Annotated in this window: 22 protein-coding genes and 1 tRNA gene; 9 read left to right on the plus strand and 14 right to left on the minus strand. The window is 61.0% G+C overall.

The window, feature by feature from the left end:
• The first annotated feature begins 157 nt into the window (after window positions 1-157).
• Genes JO015_02625 through JO015_02635 form a run of 3 tightly spaced genes read left to right on the plus strand, consistent with a single transcriptional unit; the run spans window position 158 to window position 6,140 of the window.
• A complete protein-coding gene (locus JO015_02625; GenBank protein ID MBV9997986.1) occupies window positions 158-3,064 on the plus strand; it encodes an amino acid permease in 2,907 nt (968 codons plus the stop codon).
• Window positions 3,061-5,580, plus strand: coding sequence for a response regulator (locus tag JO015_02630; protein ID MBV9997987.1), 2,520 nt, complete (start codon window positions 3,061-3,063; stop codon window positions 5,578-5,580). The genes JO015_02625 and JO015_02630 overlap by 4 nt, the downstream gene beginning before the upstream one ends.
• The gene (locus tag JO015_02635; GenBank protein ID MBV9997988.1) at window positions 5,577-6,140 is read left to right on the plus strand and encodes a response regulator; all 564 of its coding nucleotides are present in this window, start codon (window positions 5,577-5,579) and stop codon (window positions 6,138-6,140) included. The genes JO015_02630 and JO015_02635 overlap by 4 nt, the downstream gene beginning before the upstream one ends.
• An 18-nt stretch (window positions 6,141-6,158) precedes the next feature.
• On the opposite strand, the gene JO015_02640 is transcribed toward JO015_02635, so the two are convergent.
• Together JO015_02640 and JO015_02645 are read right to left on the minus strand one after the other, a co-directional pair.
• Window positions 6,159-6,386, minus strand: coding sequence for a hypothetical protein (locus JO015_02640; protein MBV9997989.1), 228 nt, complete (start codon window positions 6,384-6,386; stop codon window positions 6,159-6,161).
• 199 nt (window positions 6,387-6,585) lie between these two features.
• Entirely contained in the window at window positions 6,586-7,119 is a 534-nt protein-coding gene (locus JO015_02645; GenBank protein MBV9997990.1) for a hypothetical protein, read from the minus strand.
• Window positions 7,120-7,683: 564 nt separating this feature from the next.
• On the opposite strand from JO015_02645, the gene JO015_02650 reads away from it, so the two are divergent.
• Entirely contained in the window at window positions 7,684-8,400 is a 717-nt protein-coding gene (locus JO015_02650) for a sugar transferase (GenBank protein ID MBV9997991.1), read from the plus strand.
• 82 nt (window positions 8,401-8,482) lie between these two features.
• Here the strand turns inward: JO015_02650 and JO015_02655 are convergent, their stop codons facing one another.
• On the minus strand, window positions 8,483-9,505 hold the full coding sequence (locus JO015_02655; GenBank protein MBV9997992.1) for a Gfo/Idh/MocA family oxidoreductase: 1,023 nt from the start codon (window positions 9,503-9,505) through the stop codon (window positions 8,483-8,485).
• Window positions 9,506-9,697: 192 nt separating this feature from the next.
• On the opposite strand from JO015_02655, the gene JO015_02660 reads away from it, so the two are divergent.
• From JO015_02660 to JO015_02675, 4 genes are all read left to right on the plus strand, one after another.
• Window positions 9,698-11,116 (plus strand): MFS transporter, encoded by a 1,419-nt coding sequence (locus JO015_02660; GenBank protein ID MBV9997993.1) that lies wholly within the window; start codon window positions 9,698-9,700, stop codon window positions 11,114-11,116.
• A gap of 91 nt (window positions 11,117-11,207) precedes the next feature.
• Window positions 11,208-12,497, plus strand: a complete 1,290-nt coding sequence (gene larA / locus JO015_02665) for a nickel-dependent lactate racemase (GenBank protein MBV9997994.1) — start codon at window positions 11,208-11,210, stop codon at window positions 12,495-12,497.
• 102 nt (window positions 12,498-12,599) lie between these two features.
• The gene (locus JO015_02670) at window positions 12,600-13,325 is read left to right on the plus strand and encodes a glycerophosphodiester phosphodiesterase (protein MBV9997995.1); all 726 of its coding nucleotides are present in this window, start codon (window positions 12,600-12,602) and stop codon (window positions 13,323-13,325) included.
• 488 nt (window positions 13,326-13,813) lie between these two features.
• Window positions 13,814-14,092 (plus strand): hypothetical protein, encoded by a 279-nt coding sequence (locus JO015_02675; GenBank protein MBV9997996.1) that lies wholly within the window; start codon window positions 13,814-13,816, stop codon window positions 14,090-14,092.
• A 93-nt stretch (window positions 14,093-14,185) separates the two neighbouring features.
• Here the strand turns inward: JO015_02675 and JO015_02680 are convergent, their stop codons facing one another.
• The 7 genes from JO015_02680 to mqnE all read right to left on the minus strand — a co-directional run bounded on the left by JO015_02680 (window position 14,186) and on the right by mqnE (window position 19,186).
• A complete protein-coding gene (locus JO015_02680; protein MBV9997997.1) occupies window positions 14,186-14,719 on the minus strand; it encodes an O-acetyl-ADP-ribose deacetylase in 534 nt (177 codons plus the stop codon).
• A gap of 44 nt (window positions 14,720-14,763) precedes the next feature.
• Window positions 14,764-15,681 carry a tetratricopeptide repeat protein gene (locus tag JO015_02685; protein ID MBV9997998.1) on the minus strand — a complete coding sequence of 306 codons (918 nt, stop codon included), beginning with the start codon at window positions 15,679-15,681 and terminating at the stop codon, window positions 14,764-14,766.
• A 322-nt stretch (window positions 15,682-16,003) separates the two neighbouring features.
• Window positions 16,004-16,088, minus strand: a tRNA-Leu gene (locus JO015_02690).
• Between the two features lie 65 nt (window positions 16,089-16,153).
• Window positions 16,154-16,435 carry a carbon storage regulator CsrA gene (gene csrA / locus JO015_02695; protein MBV9997999.1) on the minus strand — a complete coding sequence of 94 codons (282 nt, stop codon included), beginning with the start codon at window positions 16,433-16,435 and terminating at the stop codon, window positions 16,154-16,156.
• Between the two features lie 92 nt (window positions 16,436-16,527).
• Window positions 16,528-16,941 (minus strand): hypothetical protein, encoded by a 414-nt coding sequence (locus JO015_02700; protein ID MBV9998000.1) that lies wholly within the window; start codon window positions 16,939-16,941, stop codon window positions 16,528-16,530.
• Between the two features lie 29 nt (window positions 16,942-16,970).
• Window positions 16,971-17,753, minus strand: a complete 783-nt coding sequence (locus tag JO015_02705) for a FliA/WhiG family RNA polymerase sigma factor (protein ID MBV9998001.1) — start codon at window positions 17,751-17,753, stop codon at window positions 16,971-16,973.
• A gap of 299 nt (window positions 17,754-18,052) precedes the next feature.
• The gene (gene mqnE / locus JO015_02710; GenBank protein ID MBV9998002.1) at window positions 18,053-19,186 is read right to left on the minus strand and encodes an aminofutalosine synthase MqnE; all 1,134 of its coding nucleotides are present in this window, start codon (window positions 19,184-19,186) and stop codon (window positions 18,053-18,055) included.
• A 229-nt stretch (window positions 19,187-19,415) separates the two neighbouring features.
• On the opposite strand from mqnE, the gene JO015_02715 reads away from it, so the two are divergent.
• Window positions 19,416-19,976: a sigma-70 family RNA polymerase sigma factor gene (locus tag JO015_02715; protein MBV9998003.1), complete on the plus strand. Its 561-nt coding sequence runs from the start codon at window positions 19,416-19,418 to the stop codon at window positions 19,974-19,976.
• Window positions 19,977-20,402: 426 nt separating this feature from the next.
• Here the strand turns inward: JO015_02715 and JO015_02720 are convergent, their stop codons facing one another.
• The 4 genes from JO015_02720 to recJ all read right to left on the minus strand — a co-directional run bounded on the left by JO015_02720 (window position 20,403) and on the right by recJ (window position 26,135).
• Window positions 20,403-20,612: a hypothetical protein gene (locus JO015_02720; GenBank protein MBV9998004.1), complete on the minus strand. Its 210-nt coding sequence runs from the start codon at window positions 20,610-20,612 to the stop codon at window positions 20,403-20,405.
• 94 nt (window positions 20,613-20,706) lie between these two features.
• On the minus strand, window positions 20,707-22,203 hold the full coding sequence (locus JO015_02725) for a Do family serine endopeptidase (protein ID MBV9998005.1): 1,497 nt from the start codon (window positions 22,201-22,203) through the stop codon (window positions 20,707-20,709).
• Window positions 22,204-22,222: 19 nt separating this feature from the next.
• The gene (recG, locus tag JO015_02730; protein MBV9998006.1) at window positions 22,223-24,343 is read right to left on the minus strand and encodes an ATP-dependent DNA helicase RecG; all 2,121 of its coding nucleotides are present in this window, start codon (window positions 24,341-24,343) and stop codon (window positions 22,223-22,225) included.
• An 82-nt stretch (window positions 24,344-24,425) separates the two neighbouring features.
• Window positions 24,426-26,135 (minus strand): single-stranded-DNA-specific exonuclease RecJ, encoded by a 1,710-nt coding sequence (gene recJ / locus JO015_02735; protein MBV9998007.1) that lies wholly within the window; start codon window positions 26,133-26,135, stop codon window positions 24,426-24,428.
• Window positions 26,136-26,698 lie beyond the last annotated feature (563 nt).

Consider the following 26,698-nt stretch of genomic DNA (forward strand, 5'->3'; position numbering starts at 1 on the left):
CTCTTACGTTGTGCCCGCCACACCCGCCGTGCCCGCGGCGTGACCGTGTGAACTCTTACGTTGTGCCCGCCAACCCCGCTGCGGCTGCCGTGTGACCCGCACCCTCTAAACAAATCCTGCGTTCTGCCGTTAAAGGTCGTTACTGGATATTTTCTTTATGGATTCAAAACGGCCGACCCTTCGCCCTGACGTGGCTGTGCCGCGCAGCCATCCCCGCACCGTTGGCTGGCTCGGCACGACGGCGGTCGCCATGGGCGGCATCAACCAAAGTTTGTTCCTGATCGGCGCGCTTTTTATCGGGCAGGATCAGATACCCGGCCAGGGAAGCGCGGCGGTGCCGTTGTTGATCATCGGCTTGCTCCTGAGCTGGGCAGCGACGCCCGGCTGGACCGAGCTGATTTTGATGTACCCCAACCGCGTCGGCGGAATTGCGGCGACCTGCGCCGAAGCTTTCCGCCCTTACAGCCCGGTGTTGGCCAACCTCACGGGCGTTTGCTACTGGTGGGGCTGGCTCCCGACGTGCGGGCTCACCGCGCTGCTGTCGGCGTCGGCGCTGAACCAGTGGTGCATGCCGTGGTGTCCCATACCGCTGCTGGGCACGTGCATCGTACTGGTGTTTACGGCGGTCAATCTGTGCGGCGTGAAGTGGGTGATGTGCCTGGCGATGCCGGTCGCCACGGTATCGGCGACGCTTGCCTTTCTGTCGGCTGTCATCCCGATTTTCAGCGGTCGGGTGGACTGGCACCAGGCGTTCACGTTTCACCTCACGGTGCCGTTTGCAGGCTGGTTCGGTCAGGTGACGAGCGTTATGGCGGGGCTGTACCTGATTGGGTTTGCGGCGCCGGCGTTCGAACAAGCGGCCTGTCACGTGGGTGAGACGATTGACCCGAACAGGAACGTGCCGCGGGCGATGTTTGCCAGCGCCGGACTGGCAGCCCTGTACTTTATCGTGCTGCCGGTTGTCTGGCTGGGCATGCTGGGGCCGGAACCATTAGGTAAAGACCTCGCCCAGGAACTCGGCCCGACATTTGCACCTTTGCTTGGGGGGGCGGCCAAAGGGGCGGCCATCTGGTTCATGATTTTCAACATGCTCCACGGGACCCTGGCGCCGCTCGCCGGCGCGGCCCGGACGCTGGCGCAACTGGCTGAAGACGGGTTGTTGCCGGAGTTCATGGCCATGCGCTCGCGCACGGACGCTCCGTGGGTCACGACGCTGATCACCGCGGCGATGGCGATCGCGTTTCTTCTGATCGGAGATCCGGTGTGGCTGATTGCGGCGGCCAACCTCACTTACCTGATCGGCATCGCGATGCCGAACATCGCGGTCTGGCTTCTGCGCCGCAATCATCCGGAAATGGCGCGGCCGTACCGCGCGCCCCGGGGTACGATCGGTCTCGGGCTGTTTGCTGCGGGGGTGTGGGCACTGGCGACGGTTCTCGGTTTTGAGCAGTACGGCCTGCCGACGGTGCTGGCGGGAATCGCGTTTGCCTACGCGGGCTCGGCCCTCTATGCGTGGCGAATAATGTGTGACCGGCGGAAAATGGGGCTGCCGCTAATCGCGCGCACGCTTCACCTCAAGCTCACGGGGGCGATGCTGCTGGTGCTGGCCCTGGACGGCGCGGGCTATTTGATTGCCGTCAACCATGTCGAACGGCACCACACGGGGTTGATCGTGGCGCTGGAAGATATTTTCGTCGTGGTTGCGCTGCTCACGATCAGCGTCGGCTTGGTTCTGCCGGGGATGATCGCGCATTCGGCGGTGGAGGTTTCCAAAGCGGCGGACTACCTGGTCAGGGGAACGCTCGCCGATTTCACCCGGGCGATGCGCGCACTGGCCGCGGGCGATCTGGAAGCCGCCAAGGCTCATTTTAAGTTCGCCCCGGTGATCGTCCAATCGCGGGATGAAGTGGGCCACATGGCGGAGAGCTTTAACAAACTGCAGGAAGAAATCGGGCGCGCCGCCGACGGTTTGGAAGGTGCGCGTGAAGGCCTTTCGCGGGCCCGCAGCGCGCTTACCGAGACGAACGAACGCCTGCGACTCGAACTGGCCGAACGGATGCGGGCGGAAGAGTCGCTGCGCAAAGCGCATGAAGAATTGGAGCTGCGCGTCCGCGAACGCACGGCGGAGCTGACGGCGGCCAATGCCAAGCTGCACCGGGAAATCTCCCAGCGCAAACAGGCGCAGCAGGCCCTTGCGGAGATGAACGCTCAGATTGCGACGGTTTCGCGCAAAGCCGGCATGGCCGAGGTGGCCAACAGCGTCCTGCACAACGTCGGCAACATCCTCAACAGCGTGAATGTCTCGGTCTCGCTGGTTGCGGAGCGTCTGCGCGATACGCCGATTGCCGACCTGCCGAACGCGGTCGGGCTTTTGCGCACAAATGCAGGTGATCTCGGCGCTTATTTGATGGAGGACCCGGTTGGGCGGCAAGTACCCGGCTTTCTTGAAATGCTGGCGCAATACTGGACGACCGAGCACAACGAACTGGTCGGTGAGGTTGATCGCCTGCAAGGCAGCGTTCAGCACATCAAGGACATCATCACCAGACAGCAAGCGTTGAGCGGCGTTTCCGGAGTCCTTGAAGAAGTTCCGTTGCCCAAGGTGATTAATGACGCCCTGGCGATCAACGCCGATGCGCTGCAAAAGTCCGGCATCACCGTCCACCGCGAGTTCGACAGCGTACCGTGGGCGACGTGTGACCGGGTAAAACTTACCCAGATCCTGGTGAACCTCATCGCGAATGCCGAGGAGTCACTCGCAGAAATGCCGGGGACGGATCGCCGGCTCACGTTGCGCACCCAGACCAACGCGGACGGCGGCGTTGAGATTTGCGTCATCGATAATGGACGCGGCATCGCCCGTGAAGTCCAGGAGCGGCTTTTCACCTACGGGTTTACAACCAAGAAAGACGGCCATGGCTTCGGTCTCCACGCGAGCGCGCTTGCTGCCCAGGATATGGGTGGGACGCTGCGTGCGCACAGCGACGGTGCAAACTGTGGCGCCTCCTTTATCGTCACCCTCGCACCGCCGCGGGCCGTGTCCTCCATTCCATTCGCCGCATGAATGCCATTGCCGTTCCGACTGCCCGGATCCTCGTCATCGACGATAACCCGGCGATTCATCACGACTTCAAAAAGATTCTCAGCCCCGAATTGGCCGCGGCCGGACAACTCGGGGCGGCGGCGGCGGCATTGTTTGGCCGCCCGGCTCCCCGTGCCGATGTGCCGCGTTTTGAGATCGATTTTGCGCTGCGGGGCCAGGAAGGTTTGGAGAAGGTGCGCGCAGCCCTCGGTGAGGGACGGCCGTATGCCATGGCTTACGTGGATGCGCGCATGCCCAACGGTTGGGACGGCATCGAGACGATCAGCCGGATCTGGCAGGAACAAAGCGAGCTGCTGGTCGTGATTTGCACGGCATTTTCCGATTATTCGTGGGACGAAATTCAGGAGCGACTCGGTTCCAGTCACCGTTTCCTGATCCTCAAGAAGCCGTTCGACAACCTCGAGGTGCGGCAACTCACGTTTGCGCTGGTTGAGCGCGCGCGGGCCGAGCGCGAGTATCAGATCTCGCAAGTGACGCTCCACAAACGCACGCTCAAACTCGAGCAGGCCCTTGCTGAGCTGGAGCAACGCAGCGCGGACCTGGCGGGGGCGCGGGATGCGGCCCTGGTCGCCACAAACCTGAAATCTCAGTTCCTGGCCAACATGAGCCATGAGATCCGAACCCCGATGAACGGCGTGATCGGCATGACGGGCATGTTGCTTGGAACCAACCTGGATCCTGAGCAGCGCGAGTTTGTTGAGATCATCCGTACCAGCGCCGAATCGCTCCTGACCGTCATCAATGACATCCTTGACTTTTCCAAGATCGAAGCCGGCCGGCTCGTTCTTGAGGAATGCAATTTCGATTTGCGCGCGGCCGTCGAAGAAACCTTGGAAATGCTGGCCGGCCAAGCGCAAAACAAGCGTCTGGAACTGACCGGCGGCGTTACCCCCGACGTCCCCACCATGCTTCGAGGCGATCAGGGCCGTCTGCGCCAACTGCTCGTCAACCTTATCGGCAACGCCATTAAATTCACTGAACGCGGCGAGGTTTCCGCCCACGTGCGACTCGAAAAAGAAGATGACCGGGAGGCCGTGTTGCGGTTTGAAGTTCGCGACACCGGCATCGGCATCCGCCCGGAGGTCCAAAAACAGCTGTTTCAAGCGTTCGTGCAAGCTGACGGTTCAACCACCCGCAGGTACGGGGGGACCGGTCTCGGGCTGGCGATCTGCCGGCAACTGATCGAACGCATGGGCGGCTGTATCGGCGTGGAAAGTAAGCTGGGTCAGGGTTCGTGCTTCTGGTTTACCGTGCCCCTGCGGAAACAGATCGATGCACGCCATAACCCTGACCTCGATCACAGCCTGGTCGAGGCACGGGTCCTGATCGTGGATGGCAACGAAACCAGCCGGGAGTTCCTCTGCCAGCAACTGGCCGCATGGCGGATGCGCGCGGAAGATGCCTGCACGGCGGAAGAAGCCTTGGTGCGGTTGGAGCAGGCGGCCGCCAGCCATGACCCGTACCTGCTGGTCGTGGCGGACCTGCAGTTACCGCAAATGGACGGCCTGGAGCTGGCCCGGGCAATCAAGAGCAACCCGGCGTTCGCTTCGAGCCGGGTGATCATGTTAACGCCTTTCGGCAGGTCGCTGCCCGCCGAGACGGCCGAAGCGGCAGGGATCGCCGCCTGCCGCTCCAAACCGGTCCGCCAATCGACTTTCCTCGACTGCCTGACCGACGTCATGGACCTGAACCAGGTTTCTCGTACCCGTGCCAAAACGGCGACGGCACCCCCGCAAACGCCGGAAACCGAGCGCCGGCCGGCGTTCCGGGTCCTGGTGGCTGAAGATAATCCCGTAAACCAGCGGGTGGCGCTCACCATGCTCCGTAAACTCGGGTATTCAGCTGATACGGTTGCCAACGGCCTCGAAGTCATCGCTGCGCTGGAACGCATTCCCTACGACCTGGTGCTGATGGATTGTCAGATGCCGGAAATGGACGGCTACGAGGCCACGGCTGAAATCCGGCGCCGGGAACAAGGGTCAGGCAAACGGACGTGGATCATCGCCCTGACGGCCCATGCCATGAACGGGGATCGTGAGAAGTGTTTCCTGGCGGGCATGGACGATTATATCAGTAAACCCGTGCGGATCGAGGAATTGCGCGTCGCGCTTCAGCGCTGCGGTGCCCGCGCCGTCGATCCTGCGTGTCTGGCAGCTTTACACGACCTGTCCAACGGCGGGCTTGGGCTGGCCGAGCTCATTGACATCTTTCTTACGAGTGCACCGGAAACCCTGGCGGCAGTGAGCGCGGCCGTAACCGACGCGGACCCGGACCGCCTGGCGCAGGCAGCCCATTTGCTGAAAGGCAGCGCTGCCAATTTCGGCGCACATGGGCTTCAGGAACTCTGCAACACCTTGGAACGAATCGCCTGCACGGGCGTTCTGGACGGCGCACCGGACGTGCTCGCCGCCCTGCAAGCGGAATTCGACCGCGTCGTTACCGCCCTTCAACGCCATCGTTTGACGTACGTGACATGAAAATTCTGATGTCCGAAGACGACCCCGTGGCCGCCAAAATTCTCCAGCTTACCCTCGAACGCCTCGGACACGAGGTGGTCCTGGCGCGTACCGGGACGGAAGCCTGGGCTCTCTTTGACCAAAATCCGACGCGGATCATTGTCAGCGACTGGATGATGCCCGGGATCGACGGCCTGGAGTTCTGCCGGAAGGTGCGCGCCCGGGCAAACACCTCTTATACTTATTTCATTCTGCTGACGGCTCTGGACACCAGCGTGGAAAATTTCGAGCAGGCCACCGAGGCCGGCGTTGATGATTTCCTTACCAAGCCGCTTCACCGCGCCACCATCCAGATGCGGCTGCGCGTGGCCGAGCGGATCCTGCGCTTCACGCGGGAAATCGGGCAATTGCAGCAACTGATCCCGATCTGCTGTTGCTGCCATAAGGTACGTCAGGACCACGATTACTGGGAGCGCGTCGAGACTTACATCAGCAACCGCACGGGCGCGCACTTCACCCACGGCCTGTGCCCCGCCTGTTTCGGTAAAGAGGTCGCGAAGCTGGACGAAGCCCTCTTTTGAGGCCGCCTGCGCCCATCCCTATTCGACGTACCGGCTCAGGATCCGGACGCGCCGGGAAGCCTCTGCGTATTTGGCCCTGATCGATTCCAGCCGCTCCCTTAGACAGGACCATTTTCGACGGTCTTCGAGACGAGAATCGGGGTGCAACTCTGCGGCGAGGCGAAGCAAGCCTACGCTGTGCGGTTTGCGGAAAACAGATTTGCCCAGGTCAGTGCCAGGTTCTGAATCAAATTCCACGGATTCCATGTCCGCCGCTCTTCATAGAGCCATGAGCCCGATGGAGCAACAAGGCAAAACCCGCTACGATCTGCAGTGTCCCCCCTGGGGCTGCTAAGGATTGTCCCTAGAAGCGCACGCGCCCAGCTGTTCCGGCTCACGTCAGAGCCGTACCGGGCGCGGTTTCCGCCTTCGTTGAGCAGCCTTTCCACCGCCGAAACCCGCACGGTCACAACTGGCCGACGTACTCGGCACCGACGGATTCAAACTGCGTCACGGTTCCAGCGCTGGGCAAATTCTCGATCAGGTAGCAATTGGAGCCGACAAACTGCTGTTTCTGCGTATCAAACACCATCAGGCACCGAAGTTGCCCAGCGTCCCCCGTTTTCGAGGCCGTCCCTCCCTGCCCTCCTTTCGCGGCAAGCCGTTTTCTAAAGTATTCCTCTCTTTGCTTCTTTGTCGGCCGCAGCGTTTCGACCGCGATATAGCGGTGCCTGGCGGGCCGCCGGCGCCCCTTGCGGATTGCGGCATAGTAAGCCGTCACCCGTTTTTTCGCCACTTCCTGCTGTTCCGGGGTGGCAGTATAGGGATAAGGCGCAGAGTCATAGGAACCCTGGTAAGAAGAATACCCAGAGGATGGGTTGTAATGATAATAGTCGTGGCCGCGATTTTCCCCGCCACCGCCGCCCCGGGCAAGACAAGGGGGAGAGCATGCAAAAAGGCCGGCCACCACTAATCCGCAGACGCAAGACTGAAGTTTCATGGCTTGCCCTTTTATCCGTTCATTTGTGTCTTTTTCCAAACTCTCAAAACGTCTGCCTCGTCGAGACGCCTGGGAATTCCGGTTGTTTTGAGGTTTCGGCGGGTGCGTCAGGACGCCTTGACGATCTTCAGCGCACCGATTGAGATGCTCCGGCGGGAGACTAACTCATGCCTACCTCCACCAGTGACCCTCCAAGCCTTGCGCTTTGCCGGCGAGGGAGGCGTGCACTGCATCAGCCTCCTCCCGCGCCACCTCGCAATTTCCGGACCCTTCCGGCAACGGTGAGCAGGGATGACCACGACGGGTGGGCAGATACCTGCGTTGAAGATTGCACCTTCAGGAAAACAGCAAAGAGCGAGGATTGCATCGGGTAGCATCACGAATACGGCCCGGACCCCGGACCGGGCGTGCCCGTTTTCCTGATCCATCCCCAAAGTGAACCGGACGGCGCAGGCGTGCGACGCAAGCTTAGGTTATTTCTAGTGGACTATGGCTTTTCTATGACGCCTAGCAGCTAAGACATGCCTCATGAACGGCACCTGGGCTCAGTCGTTTAAGCCTAGCATGAACACCGCCAAGGCCGGTTCTAACCTGTTTACCTCCGTCAGTACCGAGATTCCCGACCTCACCGTCCCTCGCTGGAAGCGAACCCTTGACGTCACTTGCATCGTGATCAGCCTGCCCGGCTGGTTGCCCATCATGATCGGGATCGCGCTCTGGATCAGGGTGGTGAGCCCGGGACCCATTTTCTTTTACCAGGAGCGCGTCGGTCTCGGCGGGAGACGTTTCCTGATCCGCAAATTCAGGACCATGAAGGTCAACGCCGAAACCGTGAGTCACGAACGGCACTTGGAGCAACTGATGCAGGCGAATCGTCCGATGACCAAACTGGACGCAGCGGATCCGCGGATCATTCCCGGGGGACGCATCCTTCGAGCGCTGGGAGTTGATGAATTGCCGCAACTCTTCAACGTGCTGCATGGCGAAATGAGCCTCGTCGGCCCACGTCCCTGCACGGTGCGGGAATTTCAGGCTTATGAACCCCGGCAAAGGGCGCGAGTACAGGCGCCGCCCGGGCTTACCGGCTACTGGCAAGTCAATGGTAAGAACAAAACCACCTTCACCGAAATGATCGAGATGGACCTGTTTTACGCCCGGGCCATGTCGCTGAAGCTGGATGTGACGATCCTGCTCAGGACCTTCCCGGCGCTTCTGGAGCAGTTTTCGGAGACCCGGCGGGCCGTTCCGCGAGCGGGGACGGGTGACTCGCGGCGTGAATGACGTCGTCCCGAGCGCCAACTGAAGTGGTCGGCGCTTTGCATGGTAGCCGTAGGTGCAGGGGGGCGATTTCCTCGTTATTGAATCATCCCAGACCGTGGGCGGACGGCTTCTCCCAGGCGCCGGATTGGGCGGACCTGAATATCGCCTCGATTGCCGCCATGTTCTTCACTGAACCCTCAAGCGGGACCGGCAACTCCGAGCCTTGCCGGATGCTTTTCGAAAAGAGATCCGCCTGGATGGTGTACTGATCACAGACTTCGAATTCCAGGATTTCCGCTCCGGGCCCGGAGGGATCGCCGCCGCCGTCCACAAAAACCCGGCAGGCCCGGTCCGGCGGAGCATTGAACGGTATCTCTATCTCTATGCGGCCGCGGTCGCCCAGGATCTGCACGCGCTGGTAAGGTACGGTTTGGGTGCCGCAAGTGAACACGGCCTGCCCGGAAGGAAAATCGAGGATCCCGGAAGTCATCACGTCGGTGCGCGTTTCAGGATCCGTTTCGATCAGCGCGCTTATCCTCGCCGGTTCCTCGGCAAAGAGGAGGCGCGCCGTGTAGACGAGGTAACAGCCGATGTCCATCAGCGCGCCACCCCCGTACTCGGGGATGTTGCGTATGTTCTTCAGATCACGGTTATAGTAGCTGAAGTAACCCATGACGGAGCGGAGCCTGCCGATCCGGCCGCTTCGGACCAGTTCAAGGGCTTTTACCCACTGCGGATGCGTACGGACCATGAACGCTTCCTCGATTTTCACACCCGTCCGATCGCGGGTTTTCAGCAGCGAGACGGCTTCTTCAACGGTAAGGCTGATCGGCTTTTCGCAAAGGACGTGTTTCCCCGCTTCTGCCGCCTTGATTGACCAGGGAACATGGAGGTGGTTGGGAAGCGGATTGTAGATGGCTTCCACCTCGGGATCGGCCAAGAGGTCCTCGTAAGATCCGTACGCCTTGCGAATGCCCAGCTGCGCCGCGGCCTGCCGGGCTCGCTCCAAGTCCCGCGACGCGATCCCGATCACCTCCGTGTCGTGGCCGCGCTGCATTGCGGGAATGACTTTTTTCACGCCGATGTTGGCGACGCCCAGCACGCCCCATTTAACTTTTTCATCCATGTTTGTTTGTAACTCCCTTTATGGCTTTGCGCGATCCCTTCCGATCTCCCTCCGCATCCGGCATACCCGGGGCGGTATCACGGGTTGAGTGACACTCCCTATCCCCTAAAGGGGATGGGAATTCCCGCGCGTCATTTTAATCCCCGTTGCCCGAAGGTCAGACGACGCTCAAAAAGCGATTCCCCAGATGTAATGTCTGGTTCTGCTCGGCATTCGGTATCTGTTGCGCTGCTCGTGGCGGGCGCGTTCTTCATGGAGAACCTTGACGGGACGGTCATCGCAACGGCGCTGCCGCACATGGCCCGGTCGTTTGGAACCGGGCCGGTCGAACTAAACGTCGGGATGACCGCCTACATGCTCGCGCTCGCCGTCTTCATCCCGATGAGCGGATGGGTAGCCGACCGGTTTGGGGCCCGCACGGTTTTCGGCGGTGCGATCGGCGTTTTTACCCTTTCATCAATCTTGTGCGGGCTCAGCAACGGCCTGTGGGAGTTCACGGCGGCGAGGGTTTTACAAGGGATCGGGGGCGCCATGATGGTGCCGGTGGGCCGCCTGGTGGTGTTGCGCACCACGGAAAAGAAGGACCTCATGCGTTCGATTTCCTACATCACCTGGCCCGGCCTTGTCGCGCCGGTGCTGGGGCCTCCCGTGGGCGGCTTCATTACAACGTACGCCTCCTGGCGATGGATTTTCTTTCTTAACGTGCCGCTGGGGCTGCTCGGTATGGCGCTTACCGCGGCGTTGATTCGCAACGAGCGCGGCGCCGGGGTGCATCCGTTCGACTGGACGGGCTTCTTTCTGAGCGGCATTTCCTGTACCACGTTAATGTACAGCCTCGAACTGGTCGGACAGCAGACAACGCACTGGTCAATCATGTCCCTGTACCTCGCCGCCAGCATCCTGACGGGGGCGTTGGCGGTATGGCATTTCCGGCGGCATCCGACCCCGCTGCTTAACTTTTCGTCCCTGCACCTCCGGAGTTTCGCGGTTACCATCTGGGGCGGCTCACTGTTTCGGATCGCCATCAGCGTCATTCCCTTTCTGCTGCCGCTGATGTTCCAGGTCGGTTTCGGCATGGACGCGTTCAACTCGGGGCTGCTGGTGCTGGCCGTGTTCGCCGGTAACCTCGGGATGAAGACCGTCACCACCCCGATGATCCGGCGGTTCGGATTTCGGAACGTGTTACTCGTTAACGGGATACTGACGGCGGTATCGTTGTTTGCCTGTTCGCTGTTATGGCCGGGAACGCCGACGGCAGTGACCGTCGCGGTACTCTTTATCGGAGGGCTTTGCCGGTCTCTGCAGTTCACGGCCCTCAACACGCTCGGTTTCGCCGAGATTCCACCTGCGCAGATGAGCCCGACCACGACCTTTTACAGCATGGTCCAACAGATGACGATGGGCATGGGCGTGGCCGCGGGTGCGATCGCCCTGCGGCTTGCGGTCCTGCTGCGGGGCGGCTCACCGGGTGCGGTGACGTTAACGGATTTTCACGTTGCTTTCGGCCTGGTGACGTTCCTGGCGATCGCCTCGGTGATGGATTTCTTTTCTCTCGGTGCGGACGCAGGGGCGGTGGTCAGTGGCCATAAACGGGCGCTGAAGAGCGAGTGAGGCCGGGCGGGCGGCGGGCGGGTGCGTCACACCGGGGCATAGGATGCCGGTCGATGTAAAGTGAGCGATCATAGGTATAGCGAACAAACACATGCAACTGGAACTGAATTACGGTCGCGGCAAGCTGCCCTTGGAATTGCCGGATGACCTGCACGTGACGACCCTTCGTAAACCGCCCATGCCGGTGCTCCCCGATCCGCAGGCTGCCGTCTTGCGGGCGCTCCAGGAACCGGCCGGAACGGCGCCGCTTGCAGAACTGGCGCGGACCGCGCGCAGCGCCGCCATCGCGGTCTGCGACATCACCCGTCCCGTGCCGAACCGCCTGTTTTTGCGCCCGCTGATCGAGACCTTGCTTGGGGCAGGGATTCCGGCCGGGAACATCCGTGTCCTGGTGGCGACGGGCCTCCACCGGCCCAATCTGGGAGCTGAGCTGGAGGAACTTATCGGCGATCCCTGGGTGCTGCGGACGGTGCAGGTCGAAAACCATTACGCCACGCGGGATGAGGATCACGTCCTGCTCGGGACCACGAAAACCCGAGGTACGGTGGTGCGCCTCGACCGGCGTTTTGTCCAGGCGGATCTCAAGATCGCAACCGGCCTGGTCGAACCCCATTTCATGGCCGGCTACTCGGGCGGGCGCAAAGTGATCGCACCCGGGCTCGCTCACGCCGAGACCATCACGACCTTTCATAACGCGCGTTTTATGGCCGATCCCCACGCGGCCAACTGCAACCTCGCGGGTAACCCGCTGCATGAAGAACAGCTCGAGGTCGTCCGCCTGCTTGGAGGCGCGCTTGCGGTTAACACGGTCATTGACGAACAACGACGGCTTTCCTTTGTTAACTTCGGCGAGGTGGTTTCCAGCCACGGCGCGGCCGTCGACTTCGTACGCAGATATGCGGAAGTCCCGGTCGCGCGCCGGTTTCACACCGTGGTAACCAGCGCCGCCGGTTATCCCCTGGACAGGACGTATTACCAGACGATCAAGGGAATGGTCGGGCCGATCGACATTCTGGAACCGGGCGGACGATTGATCATCGCTTCCGAATGTTCCGAAGGCCTCGGTTCCGCCGAGTTCGTCGAATCTCAACGCCGGCTGGTCGAGCTTGGGCCTGAGGAATTTCTCCGCCGCATTCTGCCCAAGACGCATGCTTCCATTGATGAATGGCAGACCCAGATGCAACTAAAGCCTATGGCGATCGGCGCCCTCCAACTCTACAGCACCGGCCTGGATTCGGTCCAACACGCGCTTACCGGGGTCGAACGGATCGAGTCCGTGCCGGCGGCGGTGCTGGACAGTGTGGCCGCGGGCAATGATCACGCCGTTGCCGTGATTCCCGAGGGGCCCTATGTCGTTCCCTTCCCGCGCCGCACCAGTTAGTTCGTGACGCGGGCTATTCTCCCAACCCATCTTCGCGCAGCCAGTGAATAGAGCAGCCTGCAACAACGGTAATGCCGGATGGCCTGCAACCGGTTAGAAACAATGCGGATGACGGGATCCGGGTTAATCGTCGCACACCGCGGCGTCACCGGACCGGCTTACGAGAACACGACGGCCGCGTTCGAAGCCGCGATCCGGCTCGGGGCCGACCTGGTTGAGTGTGACCTGCGGAGAACGGCCGACGGCAGCTACCTCATTCATCATGATCCGGCGGTAGGCCGCGCCACCATCGCGCGTTGCACGTCGTCCGCGGTTAGGACAAAGGCACGCGCGCTGGGCTACGAAATTCCCACCCTGGACGAATTGCTCGAGGTAATCTCCGGCCGGATCGGCCTGGATCTGGAGTTAAAGGAAGAGGGATACGAATCGGCCGTAGTCAGCTTTCTGCTGAAGCGTGCCTCACCTGACCGGTTCGTGATTACCTCTTTCCACCCGGAATCGATCAGAACGGTAAAAGCCTGCTTTCCGGAGGTCCGGTGCGGACTTCTCCTGGAGAGACCTTCTTGGCGCAACGGGCCGGCGCCGGATGAGTGGCCCGGTTTGTTCGCCGGCATACGCCAACTGGGGGCTGACTTCATCGTTCCGCACTGGAAGTACATCCGGCTCGGGGTCCTACCGGGAACAACCGAGAACGGCTTTCCCCTCTGGGTGTGGACAGTCAACGCAGGGAGCACCCTGAAAAGGTGCCTGCGTGAGAAAAGGATCGAAGCGGTGATCACGGACAGGGTGGAACTGGCGCTTGCCCTGCGCAATGGTGAATCGTCATGAACCTGCAGAGAATACCAGTTCGATGACCATCGAGGTAATATTTTGTCTTCCTTCTCAGGTGCCCTGCCAGCTTTACACCTATTAAACCGTGTAAACGGTCTAGGCCCAACGGGCCGGTAGAACATAGCCCGGGGTTTACCCTGGGAAGGCGTCTCCCCTGGAGCCAGCCCTGAAGGGGCGGCAGAAGGCGTTGCCTGCGGGTTCTGCCGTCCCTTCAGGGCTCGATCGTGATTTGACGGTTACACAGGGTAAACCCTGAGCTATGTTCTACCGGACCGCCGGGCCTAAGACCAATTCAACAAGGTGCGGAGCATCCTCCGGCGCCCCCTGAGTCGGTATTCTACCAGAATGACTGTTTGAATGGTATAAGTCCGGGCTGCGCCAGGAAGTCGCATTGGTGACTGAGGAATTTTAAACTTTTGGTGCGCCTCTTTGTCTCTATCTAGGTAACACAGCGCCAATTCTCGATCTGCCTAGAGAGCACGAACATGGAGGAAACCTTTTTCGAAGTGCGGGCAAATGTGTCCGGCACCGGCACTAACGGGCAGGAACGTCGCGTACATTACCTGGTCCGGCTGGAACATCCGCCGGGCTGCGACGCGCGCCTGCGCTGGCTCCTGGCGGCGCTGATGGTCAAGGATGTCTTGCGGCGTATGCCGGGAGCAGCTGAGTTGAAGGCCATCCCTCGGCAATCGGCGGTAGAATTGAAGGATGTAACCGCGGCGGTCCCGTTCGCGCATGGCGAAGTGGACACCCTGGCGGTGTAGGCAGACGGCTTCGCGGCGCATTTACGGCAGCCGCGCCGCCGTTTCAGCCGGAAGCGAATAAGATAAAGCCACGCCCCCCCGGGTTCCGCTTAATCACGACGGCAGACCGAGGGCCGCCAACGCTTGTTTATAGGACTGCGCGATTTCGGCGCTGAAAGCCACGAAGGTGACCTGCGTGATTGAGGGTTCAGTGTTGAGAAAGGCTGCGGTTTCGCGCGTGGCGATCGCGGTCGCGGCATCCAGCGGGTAACCGTACACGCCGCAGCTGATAGCCGGGAACGCCAGGGTCCGGATACCGTGCTCGACGGCCAGCCGCAACGAATTACGGTAACAGGCTGCCAGCAACTCAGGCTCGCCGTGGCGGCCGCCCTGCCAGACCGGGCCAACGGTATGGATGACGTAGCCGGCCGGCAACCGGTACCCTCGAGTAATCCTCGCTTCACCCGTAGGGCAACCATTGAGGCGACGGCACTCTGCCAGCAACTCCGGGCCGGCCGCGCGATGAATGGCGCCGTCGACGCCTCCGCCGCCCAGCAGCGAAGTATTGGCGGCATTGACGATCGCATCGACCGCCAGCCGGGTGATGTCTCCCTGGTAAACTTTCAACCGTTGGGCGTCGAGCGGCATAGGGCGATCCGGGTCAGCATCATGGAAGGGACCAGCTGGTCACACTATGGCGGGGGATCCGGATCACCGTCGAGAAGAGAATGCAGTCCCGCCGTCTTCCACAGATCACGCAGCTGCCGTTGATCGTCCAGAGGCGCAAGGCAAACGCAACGGATAAAATTCCGGGTGGTCATTTCGGTGCGTTCCGGGTCGTTCTGAAAACCGGCCAACGCCTTCAACAGCCATCGGCCGGCCTCGCCGAACCGTTGCTGGAGCGCCGCCACGACGCCCAACTGCCCGCAGGCGCTCGCCGCGCCGTGTTCGTCGCCGAGCTCTTCATTAAGTTCAAGAGCCCTCCGGTACCATTCTTCCGCCGTTTCGTAGTCATGACGCTCCTGGGCGACCAAGCCCATCTGGTAATAGGTGAGTGATGCGCCGTGTTCCTCCCCGAGTTTTTCCTGGATCTGCCGCGCCCGGTCGTACCAACGCTCGGCCGCAGACAAATCATGTTGCTCCTGGGCGCTGAAGCCCAACTGATAACAGGTCAGGGCCGCACCATGTTCATCACCCAGTCTCTCGATGAGCTCCAGGCATTGCCGATAAGCGTGGTCGGCCACACTGAAATCGCGCTTTCCCTGAGCAAGCCTCCCAAGTTGGTAATGCGTAAGGGCTACGCCGCGCTCGTTCCCGAGTCTTTGATCCACTTCGAGCGCACTCAAGCACCAGCGCTCAGCTCCGGTCCAATCGCCTCGTTCCAGGGCGACATTGCCGAGCTGATGGTAAGCGAGGGCCATGCCGCGGCCGTCACCGAGCCGTTCACTGATTAGCAGCACTTTCTCGTAACACTGCTCAGCTTCAGCCAGATCGCCCTGTTCCGCGGCAATCCCAGCGCGCTCGTAGTAGGCGTAGACGCCTCCCGTTTCGTCGTCCGGTCCGGAGAGATTACCGGGATCCGCTGGGTCTGCAGGATTGATGGGGTTCATGGAAGGTAAAAAGCCGTCCACCATCATAACCCATGGTAACCGGGGGCGACAACCCGATCCGAACAGACCCGCCGGCCGCTCGACCGGCGGGTAACCTGAACGGAAGGCCTGCCGGGAGAGAAGGATGAGAGCAGGCCCTCAACGGAAAGGGACGTCACGGGCGCGCGAAGGTTACCGGAAAACCCGCATCAGGCGTACCGCAGGTGGAAACGGACGGTCTCCGGCTGCGCAGTTGGAAACTCCAGGTGGTTCTACAGGACAAGGCGTCTCTTCCCAGAAGCCGGATCGCCTGGACAGCGATCCTCAGGGAAATCTCCCGCGCTGCCGATGGCGGGACTCGAACCCGCACGACCCTTTCGGGTCAACGGATTTTAAGTCCGTTGCGTCTGCCATTCCGCCACATCGGCTCGCGAGCAGATTCCCAATCAACGCAGTCCGGCCCGCTTCGCAAGTCCGATCGTGGCGCCTTCGGTCAGGCGGTCTTGAGTTTAACGTTGACGGGGTCGAGCCCGTTGCGTTTGGAAAGCGGGTGTTGAGCGGTTCGATCCGAGCGGCCGGTCCGGTCTGAACGGTCGCTGCGGTCCGGCCGAAGCGTTTGGCCCTGGCCCTGGTAAATTTCGGTACGGAAAATGGGAATGTCCTTGGGCGCCTCAATCCCGATCTTGACGGCATCACCGTCGATCCGGGTCACCTTAATGTGGATCGAGTCGCCAATTACGATCCCTTCATTGACTTTGCGTGATAGAATTAGCATCCGGGTCGTTTCCTTCGTTCAAATAGACGTTTTCAAACACTGGCATTTCATTCTGGTTCATTGATCCGGCTCATCGCCTGGACGATCCTGCGCTAAGTGGCGGGTGCGATCTCGACCAGAAAACGCTCTTTCAACAGTTGATTCTGCCTAAGCCGTTCTTCAAGCCGCCCGCTCAGGCGGTCAACCTCCAGGAATAATGCCTCGAGCAATGGTTGCACGTATTCAGGGAAACGCGCCAGGATTTCATTTGTGGCCGGGTCGTCCGGCAGATCCATTTCGACGGCTGTCTGACGCAGGATCAAGTCGCGCCTTTGCCGGCACTGAGTCGCGAGCCGGATCTGGTTCCGGATCTGGTCTTCCAGGCGTTCATTTTCAGTATGATCACGCCGGTACAAAGCTTCAGTTTGCTGGTTAAGAAGGCGGATCAGGCCGCCTTTTTCCTGCAGTTCATCCCTTAACGCTGAAACCAATTCATCCCAATCCAATATCGAATCCAATGGGTTCACGGCTGGAAAGCTTTGGTGGATGGGTCAAGTCAGCTAAGTATACCCTGCATGTAGGTCCGCAGCTGGCTGACTGCCTGGGTGTGAATCTGGCAGATCCGCGATTCGGTCAGGCCGAAGCAGGCTGCGATGTCGGACAGACGCAGATTCTCGTAATAGTACATGGCCAGCACCTTTTTCGGGATCTCCGGCAGTTGGGTGATACGCTCCGCAAGCAACGCGATGATCTCTTTGCGCTCGACCGCATCGTAAGCCGAAACCGAGCAATCATCGGGGATGATCTCGTGCAGCGACTGGTCATCCATCTCCCCCTGTTCATCGGGAGAATCGAGCGAGACGATTCGCAGCGGGCGCATTTCGTCCATCAATTCCTGCAGCTCTTCCTCGCTCATCTGCATTTCAGCGCAGAGTGCTTCCTGATGAACCGTGCCGCCCTGCTCCTGTTCCAGGCGGGAAATGGCCGAGCCCAGACGCTTGGCTTTCGACCGGTTCCCCCGGCTCATCCAATCCATCCGGCGCAACTCGTCCAGAATCGCCCCTCGAATCCGCGTCGAGGCGTAGCCGGTGAAGCTACCAACCTGGGATGCCCGGTAGTTACGCGCGGCCGCGACGAGCCCGGTTACACCCACACTGAAGAGTTCTTCGGTTTCAATCCTTTGTGGCAGCTTGCGCTTCATCCGTTCGACGATGGAGCGGACCAGGGGCAAGTGTTTTTCTACCAGGGACTGAAAATCATGCTCGTTAAATCCGGCTGACGTCGGCCCGTCATTCGAAGTCGATCTGGCTGTATCTGAAAAGGTCGGAGCGGCACTCATTGGCTAAGGTAATTGCGTGCCGAACCGGAAAGCAGCCCGCGTGCCAGTCTAAGAATTACTATAAAAAACCATGTTTTCTCGAGGGAAATTCGCGCGCGGGCTGGTCCGCACCGGCCGCCGGCCAAGCGGCCGCTAGGCAAAATTTGTCTGCCGGCCCCACGTCGAACGGCCGGCAAAAATTGCCTAGGCAATTTTTTCCCCGGACCGATTCAGGCGCGAGTCGAAGGGGCAGCCGGCCCGGGCCAGGGCAAGCGCCGGCGACCGCGGCCGCGCGGTTGCCGATGCGGTTTTCCCGGGCGCTAACGTGAGGCGGATTCCACTTGCAGCGCAGCGGGCCGGGCGGAAGGGGCGGGCCGGATCGGCCGGTAGTAGCTGTCCCGTTGCACCGGTTCACGGCCGGCTTCGCGGATCGTGCGCTCCAGCGAGGCTACGGTCTGCTGCTGGGGTGTGAGGGCGCCCGCCATGTGGAAGATCTTTTCTTCCATCAAAGTCCCATGCAGGTCGTCTACGCCGTAACTGAGCGAGACCTGCGCCAGCGGCAGCGTCATCGCAATCCAGTACCCTGTGATGTGATCGAAGTTGTCGAGGTAGATTCGACTGACGGCAAGCGTGCGCAGCTGGTCAAACGCAGTTGCCGCCTTGATATGGGCAAGTTCGGTGGTTTGCGGCACGAACGCAAAAGGTACAAAGCCGGTAAAGCCACCCGTTTCATCCTGTAACGCGCGAAGTTGCCGCAGGTGATCCACCCGTTGTTCGATGGTCTCGATGTGGCCGAAGAGCATGGTGGAGGTGCTGCGTTCCCCGAGGCGATGCCAGATCCGGTGCACTTCCTTCCACTCGTCGGCATTTTCCTTTCCGCGGCAAATTTGATCCCTGACGCCTTCGTCAAAGATTTCCGCCCCACCGCCCGTGAGTGAGTTAAGCCCGGCCTCACGGAGGCGAATCAATGTGTTTTGGATCGGCTCCCTGAAAATTCGGAGAGCGAGGTGGCGGACCTCAATCGCGGTAAAAGCCTTGATGTGAAGCGCCGGATCCAGGGCACGCATGCCGTGCAGCAGCTCAAGGTACCAATCCCCTTTCAACGTCGGGTGCAGTCCGCCGACCATATGAATTTCCGTGATTCCCTGGCTCAACGCGGTTTTGACGGAGCTGAGAATCTCGGGAATGGCCAGCTCAAACGCGTGCGGATCGCGTTTCCGGGCTCCGAAGGCACAGAACTGGCAGGCCAGGATGCAGAGATTGGAATAATTGATGTACCGGTTCAGGATGTACGTGGCGCGGTTCCCGTTTTTGCGTTCGCGTACCAGGTTGGCGATGCGCCCGAGCGCGTTGAGGTCCGTACTGCGGAAAAGGCTGCAAGCTTCCTCTTCAGTGATGCGTTCACCAGCGGCAACTTTTTCGTGGACCGACCTGAGAGGCGCGGGAACGGGCAATCCCTTTGTGAAACTTTTCACGAGCGCAGGCTGCCATAAGATTGTATAGCGGGCAAGTTGCGCCCCCAGTCATTTGTAATAACCTGACCGCTTCACGCGTCCAACGCTGCCATGACCAGGATCCCGCCAGGTTTCCACAGACAAACCTTTCATTGCTTAGCAACTCTTCGGTTCGCGCAGGGTTCTAAGCATTAAGATGAGCCTCCGCCTGAAAGTGGTCGAAGACTCCATGTTTTCTCCTTCTACGCCTGAGCCAGAAATCGAGTGGATGGCTCGTATCCGGGACGGCGACATGGAAGCATTTCGTTTGCTGGTGGAAGCTCACCAGAGCCGGGTCATCAATACGATCAGCAAACTGCTCGGCTCGGACGCGGAAGCCGAGGACCTGGCGCAACAGGTGTTCATTCGCGTATGGCGGTCGGCCGCCCGTTACCAGCCGACGGCGAAGTTCACGACCTGGTTATTCCGCATCACGCGCAACCTGGTCTTCAATGAACTTCGACGCCGCAAACATTTTGCCGATCAGGGAGAAGACTCGCCGGAACCGGCCGAGCGCGCCGAACGCGAACCCGACCGCGTATTGCTGGAGGACGAACTGCAAAAAGCGATTCAGACGGCCATCCAGGAACTGCCGGAAGCGCAGCGGATGGCGATCGTGCTGCGACGCTACGAGGAGATGCCCTACGAGGAGATCGCCCGCGTTATGGGTACAACCGTCCCGGCGGTTAAAAGCATTCTGTTCCGGGCACGGGCGGAATTGCGCGAGCGCCTGGCAAAATACCTCGAGTAAGTACAGTTCGGAGTTCGGGGTTCGGAGCTCGGAGGCGTCGTAGAAGCGAGTCCGATCTTCCCCGAAGGTCACGCTCACACGGTGGGAAGACAGAATCATCCGCAGAACACGCAGAAGAACGCAGAAAAGAGAAAACATCCACAGATTACACAGATCGACACAGATTAAGAGGAGCGGGAGGAGCGGGCGGCAACTTTAAGGTTGACACTCGCACCCACCCCCCTGCTGCAACTCCGAACTCCGAACTCCGAACTCCGAACTCCGAACTCCGAACTCTTTCCCCTTCCCCCTCTTCCCGCCGTGGTCGCCGTGGCTCGCCGTGTTCGCCGTGTGAACTCTTACGTGGCGGCCGCCGTGTGACCGTGTGAACTCTTACGCCGCGCCCGCCCTCCTCGCTGCGGCCGCCGTGTGACGGAATTCTTTCCACTAGATCAGGTGCCGCGGCCCTCGCCAAAGCGCGGCTTCGAGCGCGGCAAAGATGTGGCCGAGCCAGCCGAGCAGAAAGAGCCACAAAACCCCGCTTAGGAGGAAAAAGAAAATGGCAGCCAGGAAGCGGCCCTGCACAAGTTGCCCCAGCCCGGGGATGAAAAAGCTTGCCAATCCAGCTAGCACATTCGCGGCAGAACCAGGTTGCATCGATCTCCTTTCGTTTCCTCTCTCAGTGAAAAGTTTCGCCCGTTTCTTACATCAGACGGCGGCGCCTGGCAAAGCATTCGGCAGCCGTTACCCGCTACTCTTGCGGTTTCAGAATCACAAATGACCGCTGGCGATTTCGCGCCACGCCCAGAACAATGGCCCGGCGCGTATCGAGCTGGGGGACGATTTGCTGAAACTCCCGCATATTGTTGACCGCCTGCCGGTTGATTTCCTCGATCACGTCGCCCGGCCGCAATTGCGCGGCGGCCGGCGAAGCAGGGTCCACGTCGGTAACAACCACCCCGTGAACGTAATCGGGGACATTCGCCTGGGACCGCAGCCGCGGCGTCAGGTCCTGGACCTGGATGCCTGCAAACGTGCTGGATTGCTGGCTGCCTCCGAACGTCGGGTTCTGCCGCTGGCCGCGGTTCAGGCGGGCCATCAGGTCCGGCGGCTGCTCTGCCACCCTGGCCATCACCGTTTTGGTCTGTCCATCCCGGATCAGTTCAACGGACAACTCAGAACCGATTTCGGCCTCGGCCACCCGGTTCATCAGAGCATTCACGTCGCGCAGATCCGTATTGTTGAGCTTGCGGATCACGTCACCGTGAATGATCCCGGCCTGGTCGGCAGGCGATCCCGGCGTAACGTCGGTGACCAGCGCGCCCCGGGTGCCGTCCAGCTTGAACTGTTCGGCGATTTCTTTCGTCACCGGCTGGATACTCACCCCCAGGTAACCACGCACGACCCGCCCTTTTTTGATGATGCTGTTCATCGCACGACGCACCACGTTTGACGGAATGGCGAAACCGATTCCCTGGTTGCCGCCGGATTCAGAATAGATGGCGGTGTTAATGCCGACCACTTCACCACGAATGTTCACGAGCGGACCGCCGGAATTACCCGGGTTGATGGCGGTATCGGTCTGGAAGAAATCCACGGAACTGTCGCTCATGGCGCGTCGATCCTTGGCGCTGATGATGCCCTGGCTGACGCTTTCCTCCAACCCGAACGGATTACCGATCGCAAAGACAATCTGGCCGACGTGCACCTGCTCGGAATCGCCCAGCGGCAATGGGCTCAGGTTCGGTAAATCGACTTTAAGCACCGCCAGGTCCAGCTGCGAGTCAGTGCCGATGATCCGGGCCTTGGCCTCGCGGCCATCGTTCAGTTGGACGGTAACATCGTCCGTGCCGTCCACCACGTGGTTGTTGGTCACGATATGGCCTTCCTTGGACACAATCACGCCCGAGCCGAGGGAGGTCACCTTCTGCTCGGCCTCGCCGTCCCGGCCGAACCGGCGGCCGAAAAAGAGTTCGAGGGGATCGATCGGCTGGCGGCGCTCGACCGTTTTGGTCGTTGTGATGCTCACGACGCTCGGCACCACCGCTTCGGTCACCTTGGCATACTCATCGTTGAGGCGCTGCAGGATGTCGATGGAATCCAGGTCAAGCTTGGGCTTCTCGGCCGGGGTGAACTTTTCGATCCGGACCTGGGATTGTCCGAGCTGTTTGGCTTGCCAGACGTAGATGAGCGAGATGCCCAGCGCCAGCAGCAGCACAAAGAACAAAAATTTTAAAAAACTCTTCATGAAATCAAAACCGGTCTGTCTAATTAGCCAGCCCGGTCCCCGTTTTACCAGTTTCCTCTATGACGCGCCGGAGCCGGGCAAGCCGGGGTGACCGGAGGTCGGGATCCTTGGTGGTAATTTCTTCGGCGATCCCTTTCGCCTGGTCAACTAACCGCCGGTCGGTCACGAGGTTAGCCAACCGCAGCGGCGGCAGGCCGCTCTGCGCGGTGCCAAGCAGGTCGCCGGGGCCGCGGATTCGCAGGTCCGCCTCGGCAATCTCAAACCCGTTATCGCTCTGCTCGAGAACCTGCAGTTTCTCCGCCGCCTCCGGGTCGGAACTTTCCGACAGCAGAATACAATAACTCTGATGTTTGCCGCGTCCGATCCGGCCGCGCAGCTGGTGCAGCTGGGCCAGGCCGAAACGTTCGCTGTTCTCGATGACCATCACCGTCGCGTTAGGCACGTCGACGCCTACTTCCACCACGCTGGTGCAGATCAGCACCTGGATGTTTCCATTTCGAAAACCGTTCATCACCCTTTCCCTGTCGTCAGGGGCCAGCCGGCCGTGTAAGAGTCCGCACCGGGCCGGTGCCACCAATTTCTCCCAACGCGCGAATTCAACCGTCGCGGCTTTGGCCGAGATGTTTTCGGACTCGTCGATAACCGGGTAAACGATGTAAGCCTGACGGCCCGCCGCAAGCCGTTCCTGGATAAACAAAGCCGCCTCGGGGATCTTTTCCGAGGACCGAACCCGGGTGATGATCGGTCGGCGGTTCGACGGTTTTTCGTCCAGCACGGAAACGTCGAGGTCGCCGTAAACCGTCATCGCCAGGGTTCGCGGGATCGGCGTAGCCGTCATCACCAGCAGATCGGGCACCGGGGTGCGCTGCAATAGTTTGGCCCGCTGCAGGACGCCGAATTTGTGCTGCTCGTCAATGACTACCAACCCCACGTTTTCCAGTTCGTCCAAGGCGAACAGAAGCGCGTGGGTGCCAATCACAATATCGGCGCGGCCCTCCAGTTCCAGGAACGAGAGCTCCTGTTTGTTGCCGGTCCTCAGGGCTACCTTCAGCTTCAACGGCGCCAGCCATGTCAGCAGGTTACGGTAATGCTGCTCTGCCAGCACCTGGGTCGGCACCATGAGCACCGCCTGAAAACCGGCCTCAACCGCGTGCAACATCGACGCGATCGCAACCAGCGTCTTGCCCGCACCGACATCGCCCTGCAACAACCGGTTCATCATTCGTTCGCTCGCCAGGTCCCGGTAAACGTCGTCGATCGCCCGGCGTTGCGCCTTGGTCGGCTCGTAAGGCAGCAGGTGCAAGAACCGCTCGACCAGGTCCCCCGACGCCGCGTGAACCTTTCCTTCCAGGGCCATCGTGAACCGGCGCCGCCGTGCCACCACCGTCTGCATCGACACGAGTTCCGCCAGCGCCAGTTCTTCCCGTGCCGCCGTCCATTGCGCTTCATCGCCGGGAAAATGGATCTGACGGTAGGCGCTGCGCTGATCCAGCCTGAAGGCCGGATGCGGCAGCACCGTCCCGGAACTGGTATCGGCAAGTGCATTCACGGCCGCAAACATCAGGGCACGCAACGCCCGCTGCTTCACGCCCTCCGTCAACGGGTAGATCGGCGTGATCCGGTCCAGGTGGATCCGGTTCTCATCATCCGCCCCGGCGTCAATAACCTCAAACTCCGGGTGATCGATGTAGATCCGGTTTTTGAACTCCTTTGGGCGTCCGTACACGATCAGTTCCAGGCCGTCGGCCAGCACCTTCTGAATGTAGGGTTGATTAAACCAGCGGCAGGTCAGACGGCAGCTCAACGCAGTCGACCCGCCTTCTTCCAGGATCACCTCGACGATCTTGCGCCCGCGCACAAAACGGCCGGACACCTTCTTAACCACCCCCCGCAGGCAGACCGGCTGCGGGGTTGCGCCGTTCGGGAATCGGGGAAACCGGGTCCGATCCTCGAGCCGGCGCGGGTAATGCTCGAGCAGATCGCGCCAGGTACGGATTCCGAGCCGTTCGACCGGCGCGCTCTTGCTCTTGACCAGGGTGTACCACGCAAGATCCGTGAGCGGTTGATCCAAAACGTCGGTCATACCTTGAAAATGCCACAAGCCGAAAAATGCCACGAATGCCACAAGTGAAGAGGGCATCGCGGCATCGCTTTACCCGGCACGCGGCACCCGCCACTTCTGCATTTGTGGCATTTTTCCGCTTGTGGCATTTGTGACATTCCTACCCGCCGCATGGCTCCGCGCCGCGGATGGCTTCGACCTGAATCTGCGGTTCGACACGGCCCAGGTACTCGTTCGCTTCCAGGTAGAAAGCTACATCCCAGGGCGGCGGCGGCAACAGGGCTTCGGCCCCATTGAAATGGATCGCCCGCAGAACCTGCCCGTGGTGGCGCAGCTTCAACAAGCGATGTTTAGCCTTCATGACGCGCGGTTGCTCCGCCGGCCACACCTCGGGCAGGCAAAGGAGCGGCTGCGGGTTACCGATCCCGAAAGGCTGGAGTAGTTCGTGCGCCTGCCAGAGGCCGTTCTCAAGGTCGCACCCGTCCACGGTCGACGTGACCTTCAGCACCGGGCGCAACTGCTCATCGTCCAGGCTTGCCCGGGCGATCCTGAGAAACTGCGCGCTGAAACGGTCCAGGGCGTCGAAAGGAAGGCTGAGACCCGCCGCCATTTCATGCCCGCCATAGGCCGCGAGGTGTCCGGCGCATTGTTCCAGCGCCTTGACCAGCGAGAATCCTGAAATGCTGCGGCCGCTTCCCTTGCCGGAACCATCCTCGCCGAAGCCGATGACCAGCGTCGGCCGGTGGAACCGGCGGGCCAGACGCGAAGCGACGATGCCGACCACGCCCGGATGCCAGCCCTTGGCTCCCACCACGATCGCGGCCCGCTCCAACGGATCGCCATCCGCGGTGGCCAGCTCCAAAGCCTGCCGCAAAGTGGTTTCTTCAATTTTCTGGCGCTCACGATTCTGGAGATCGAGCTGCCGGGCCAGCCGGCCGGCTTGAATCGCATCATCGCAGAGCAACAGGTCCAACGCGTCCGAAGCAGCCCCGAGGCGTCCGGCTGCATTGAGGCGCGGACCCAACCGGAACCCGACGTGGACCGGCCGGATTGCCGCAGGGACCGCCGCCACCTGTTTCAACGCCTGCAGCCCGGCCCAGCGCGTGCATTCGAGCTGCTGCAGGCCGGCAGCAACCAGGATCCGGTTCTCTTCTATCAAGGGCACCAGGTCGGCCACGGTTCCTACCGCGACCAGGTCCAGGCAGTCCTTCAGGTCGAACCCGGCCGGCCTGCGTTCTCTCAGCAGGGCATGACAAAGCTTGAACGTCACCCCTGCCGTGCAGAGATAACGAAAAGACGCCCCGGCGCCGGGATCCTTCGGATTCACGAACGCGGTACACCGCGGCACGCCATCGTTCGTCTCATGGTGATCGATGACGATCACCTCGACTCCGGCCGCCTGCAGCTCAGCAATCTGCGCGGCCGCACTGGTGCCGCAGTCAAGCGCGATCAGTAGCTGCGGCCGATGCGCTTCAAGGCAGCGCCGCACCCCTTCCCGCGTCAGACCGTACCCTTCCTCCACCCGGTGCGGAAGAAAGCGTCCCGGCTCGATCCCGTAGGCTCGCAGAACCCGCGTCAAGAGCGCGACCGAGGTAACCCCGTCCACGTCGTAATCGCCGTACAACACGATTTTCCGACGTTGATCAACAGCGCGAAAAATGCACCCAACGGCCTCCTTGATGCCGGGCAAGAGCACCGGATCGCTCAGGTTCTTCAGCCGCGGATGAAGGAAACGGACCGCGGAATCCGGTTCCGCCGACCCGACCCGGACCAGAAATGAAGCCAGAAACGGCGCGATCTTCAGCTCGTCGGCCAGGGCGGCCGCAGCCCGTTGATCGGCTGCGCTGGGAAATCTCCACCTCGGCGTCATCCACACCGAGTGTCGAGTGCCGGGTGCCGGGTGTCGAGTAAAATGCCGCGGATCGGGCGGGCACGGCGGGTTTGGCGGGCACGGCGACAGAGTTCACACGGCGAACACGGCGAGCCACGGCGAACACGGCGGAAAGACTAAATCATCCGCAGAACACGCAGAAGCACGCAGAAAAGAGGAAACATCCACAGATTGACACAGATTAAGGTCACACGGCGGCAACTCCAAGGTTGACACTCGCACCCAACCCCCAGGATGCCGCTCCGAACTCCGAACTCCGAACTCCGAACTCCGAACTCCGAACTCCGAACTCCGAACTCCGAACTCTTCCCCCTTCTTCCTCTTCCCGCCGTGGTCGCCGTGGCTCGCCGTGTTCGCCGTGTGAACTCTTACGTTGTGCCCGCCCTCCTCGCTGTGCCCGCCGTGCCCGCCGTGTGACCGTGTGACCGAACTATTTGACGGCCCGGCCCTTTGCTGCTAAGGCTCTTCCTGCAATGCGCTACGCGAGCCTTCAGCTCCGGCTTCCGGATCTTCTCCTCCTTGGGAGTGGCGCCCCGAACCAT

The sequence above is a fragment of the Verrucomicrobiota bacterium genome (assembly GCA_019247695.1).
In the GTDB taxonomy this organism is placed as follows: domain Bacteria; phylum Verrucomicrobiota; class Verrucomicrobiia; order Chthoniobacterales; family JAFAMB01; genus JAFBAP01.

Excerpts from the sequence above, each read along its gene's own strand:
- JO015_02625 (MBV9997986.1), top strand. The coding sequence starts at position 158 with ATGGATTCAAAACGGCCGACCCTTCGCCCTGACGTGGCTGTGCCGCGC.
- JO015_02630 (MBV9997987.1), top strand. The coding sequence starts at position 3,061 with ATGAATGCCATTGCCGTTCCGACTGCCCGGATCCTCGTCATCGACGAT.
- JO015_02635 (MBV9997988.1), top strand. The coding sequence starts at position 5,577 with ATGAAAATTCTGATGTCCGAAGACGACCCCGTGGCCGCCAAAATTCTC.
- JO015_02640 (MBV9997989.1), bottom strand. The coding sequence starts at position 6,386 with ATGGAATCCGTGGAATTTGATTCAGAACCTGGCACTGACCTGGGCAAA.
- JO015_02645 (MBV9997990.1), bottom strand. The coding sequence starts at position 7,119 with ATGAAACTTCAGTCTTGCGTCTGCGGATTAGTGGTGGCCGGCCTTTTT.
- JO015_02650 (MBV9997991.1), top strand. The coding sequence starts at position 7,684 with ATGAACACCGCCAAGGCCGGTTCTAACCTGTTTACCTCCGTCAGTACC.
- JO015_02655 (MBV9997992.1), bottom strand. The coding sequence starts at position 9,505 with ATGGATGAAAAAGTTAAATGGGGCGTGCTGGGCGTCGCCAACATCGGC.
- JO015_02660 (MBV9997993.1), top strand. The coding sequence starts at position 9,698 with ATGTCTGGTTCTGCTCGGCATTCGGTATCTGTTGCGCTGCTCGTGGCG.
- larA (MBV9997994.1), top strand. The coding sequence starts at position 11,208 with ATGCAACTGGAACTGAATTACGGTCGCGGCAAGCTGCCCTTGGAATTG.
- JO015_02670 (MBV9997995.1), top strand. The coding sequence starts at position 12,600 with ATGCGGATGACGGGATCCGGGTTAATCGTCGCACACCGCGGCGTCACC.
- JO015_02675 (MBV9997996.1), top strand. The coding sequence starts at position 13,814 with ATGGAGGAAACCTTTTTCGAAGTGCGGGCAAATGTGTCCGGCACCGGC.
- JO015_02680 (MBV9997997.1), bottom strand. The coding sequence starts at position 14,719 with ATGCCGCTCGACGCCCAACGGTTGAAAGTTTACCAGGGAGACATCACC.
- JO015_02685 (MBV9997998.1), bottom strand. The coding sequence starts at position 15,681 with ATGAACCCCATCAATCCTGCAGACCCAGCGGATCCCGGTAATCTCTCC.
- csrA (MBV9997999.1), bottom strand. The coding sequence starts at position 16,435 with ATGCTAATTCTATCACGCAAAGTCAATGAAGGGATCGTAATTGGCGAC.
- JO015_02705 (MBV9998001.1), bottom strand. The coding sequence starts at position 17,753 with ATGAGTGCCGCTCCGACCTTTTCAGATACAGCCAGATCGACTTCGAAT.
- JO015_02715 (MBV9998003.1), top strand. The coding sequence starts at position 19,416 with ATGTTTTCTCCTTCTACGCCTGAGCCAGAAATCGAGTGGATGGCTCGT.
- JO015_02720 (MBV9998004.1), bottom strand. The coding sequence starts at position 20,612 with ATGCAACCTGGTTCTGCCGCGAATGTGCTAGCTGGATTGGCAAGCTTT.
- JO015_02725 (MBV9998005.1), bottom strand. The coding sequence starts at position 22,203 with ATGAAGAGTTTTTTAAAATTTTTGTTCTTTGTGCTGCTGCTGGCGCTG.
- recG (MBV9998006.1), bottom strand. The coding sequence starts at position 24,343 with ATGCCCTCTTCACTTGTGGCATTCGTGGCATTTTTCGGCTTGTGGCAT.
- recJ (MBV9998007.1), bottom strand. The coding sequence starts at position 26,135 with ATGACGCCGAGGTGGAGATTTCCCAGCGCAGCCGATCAACGGGCTGCG.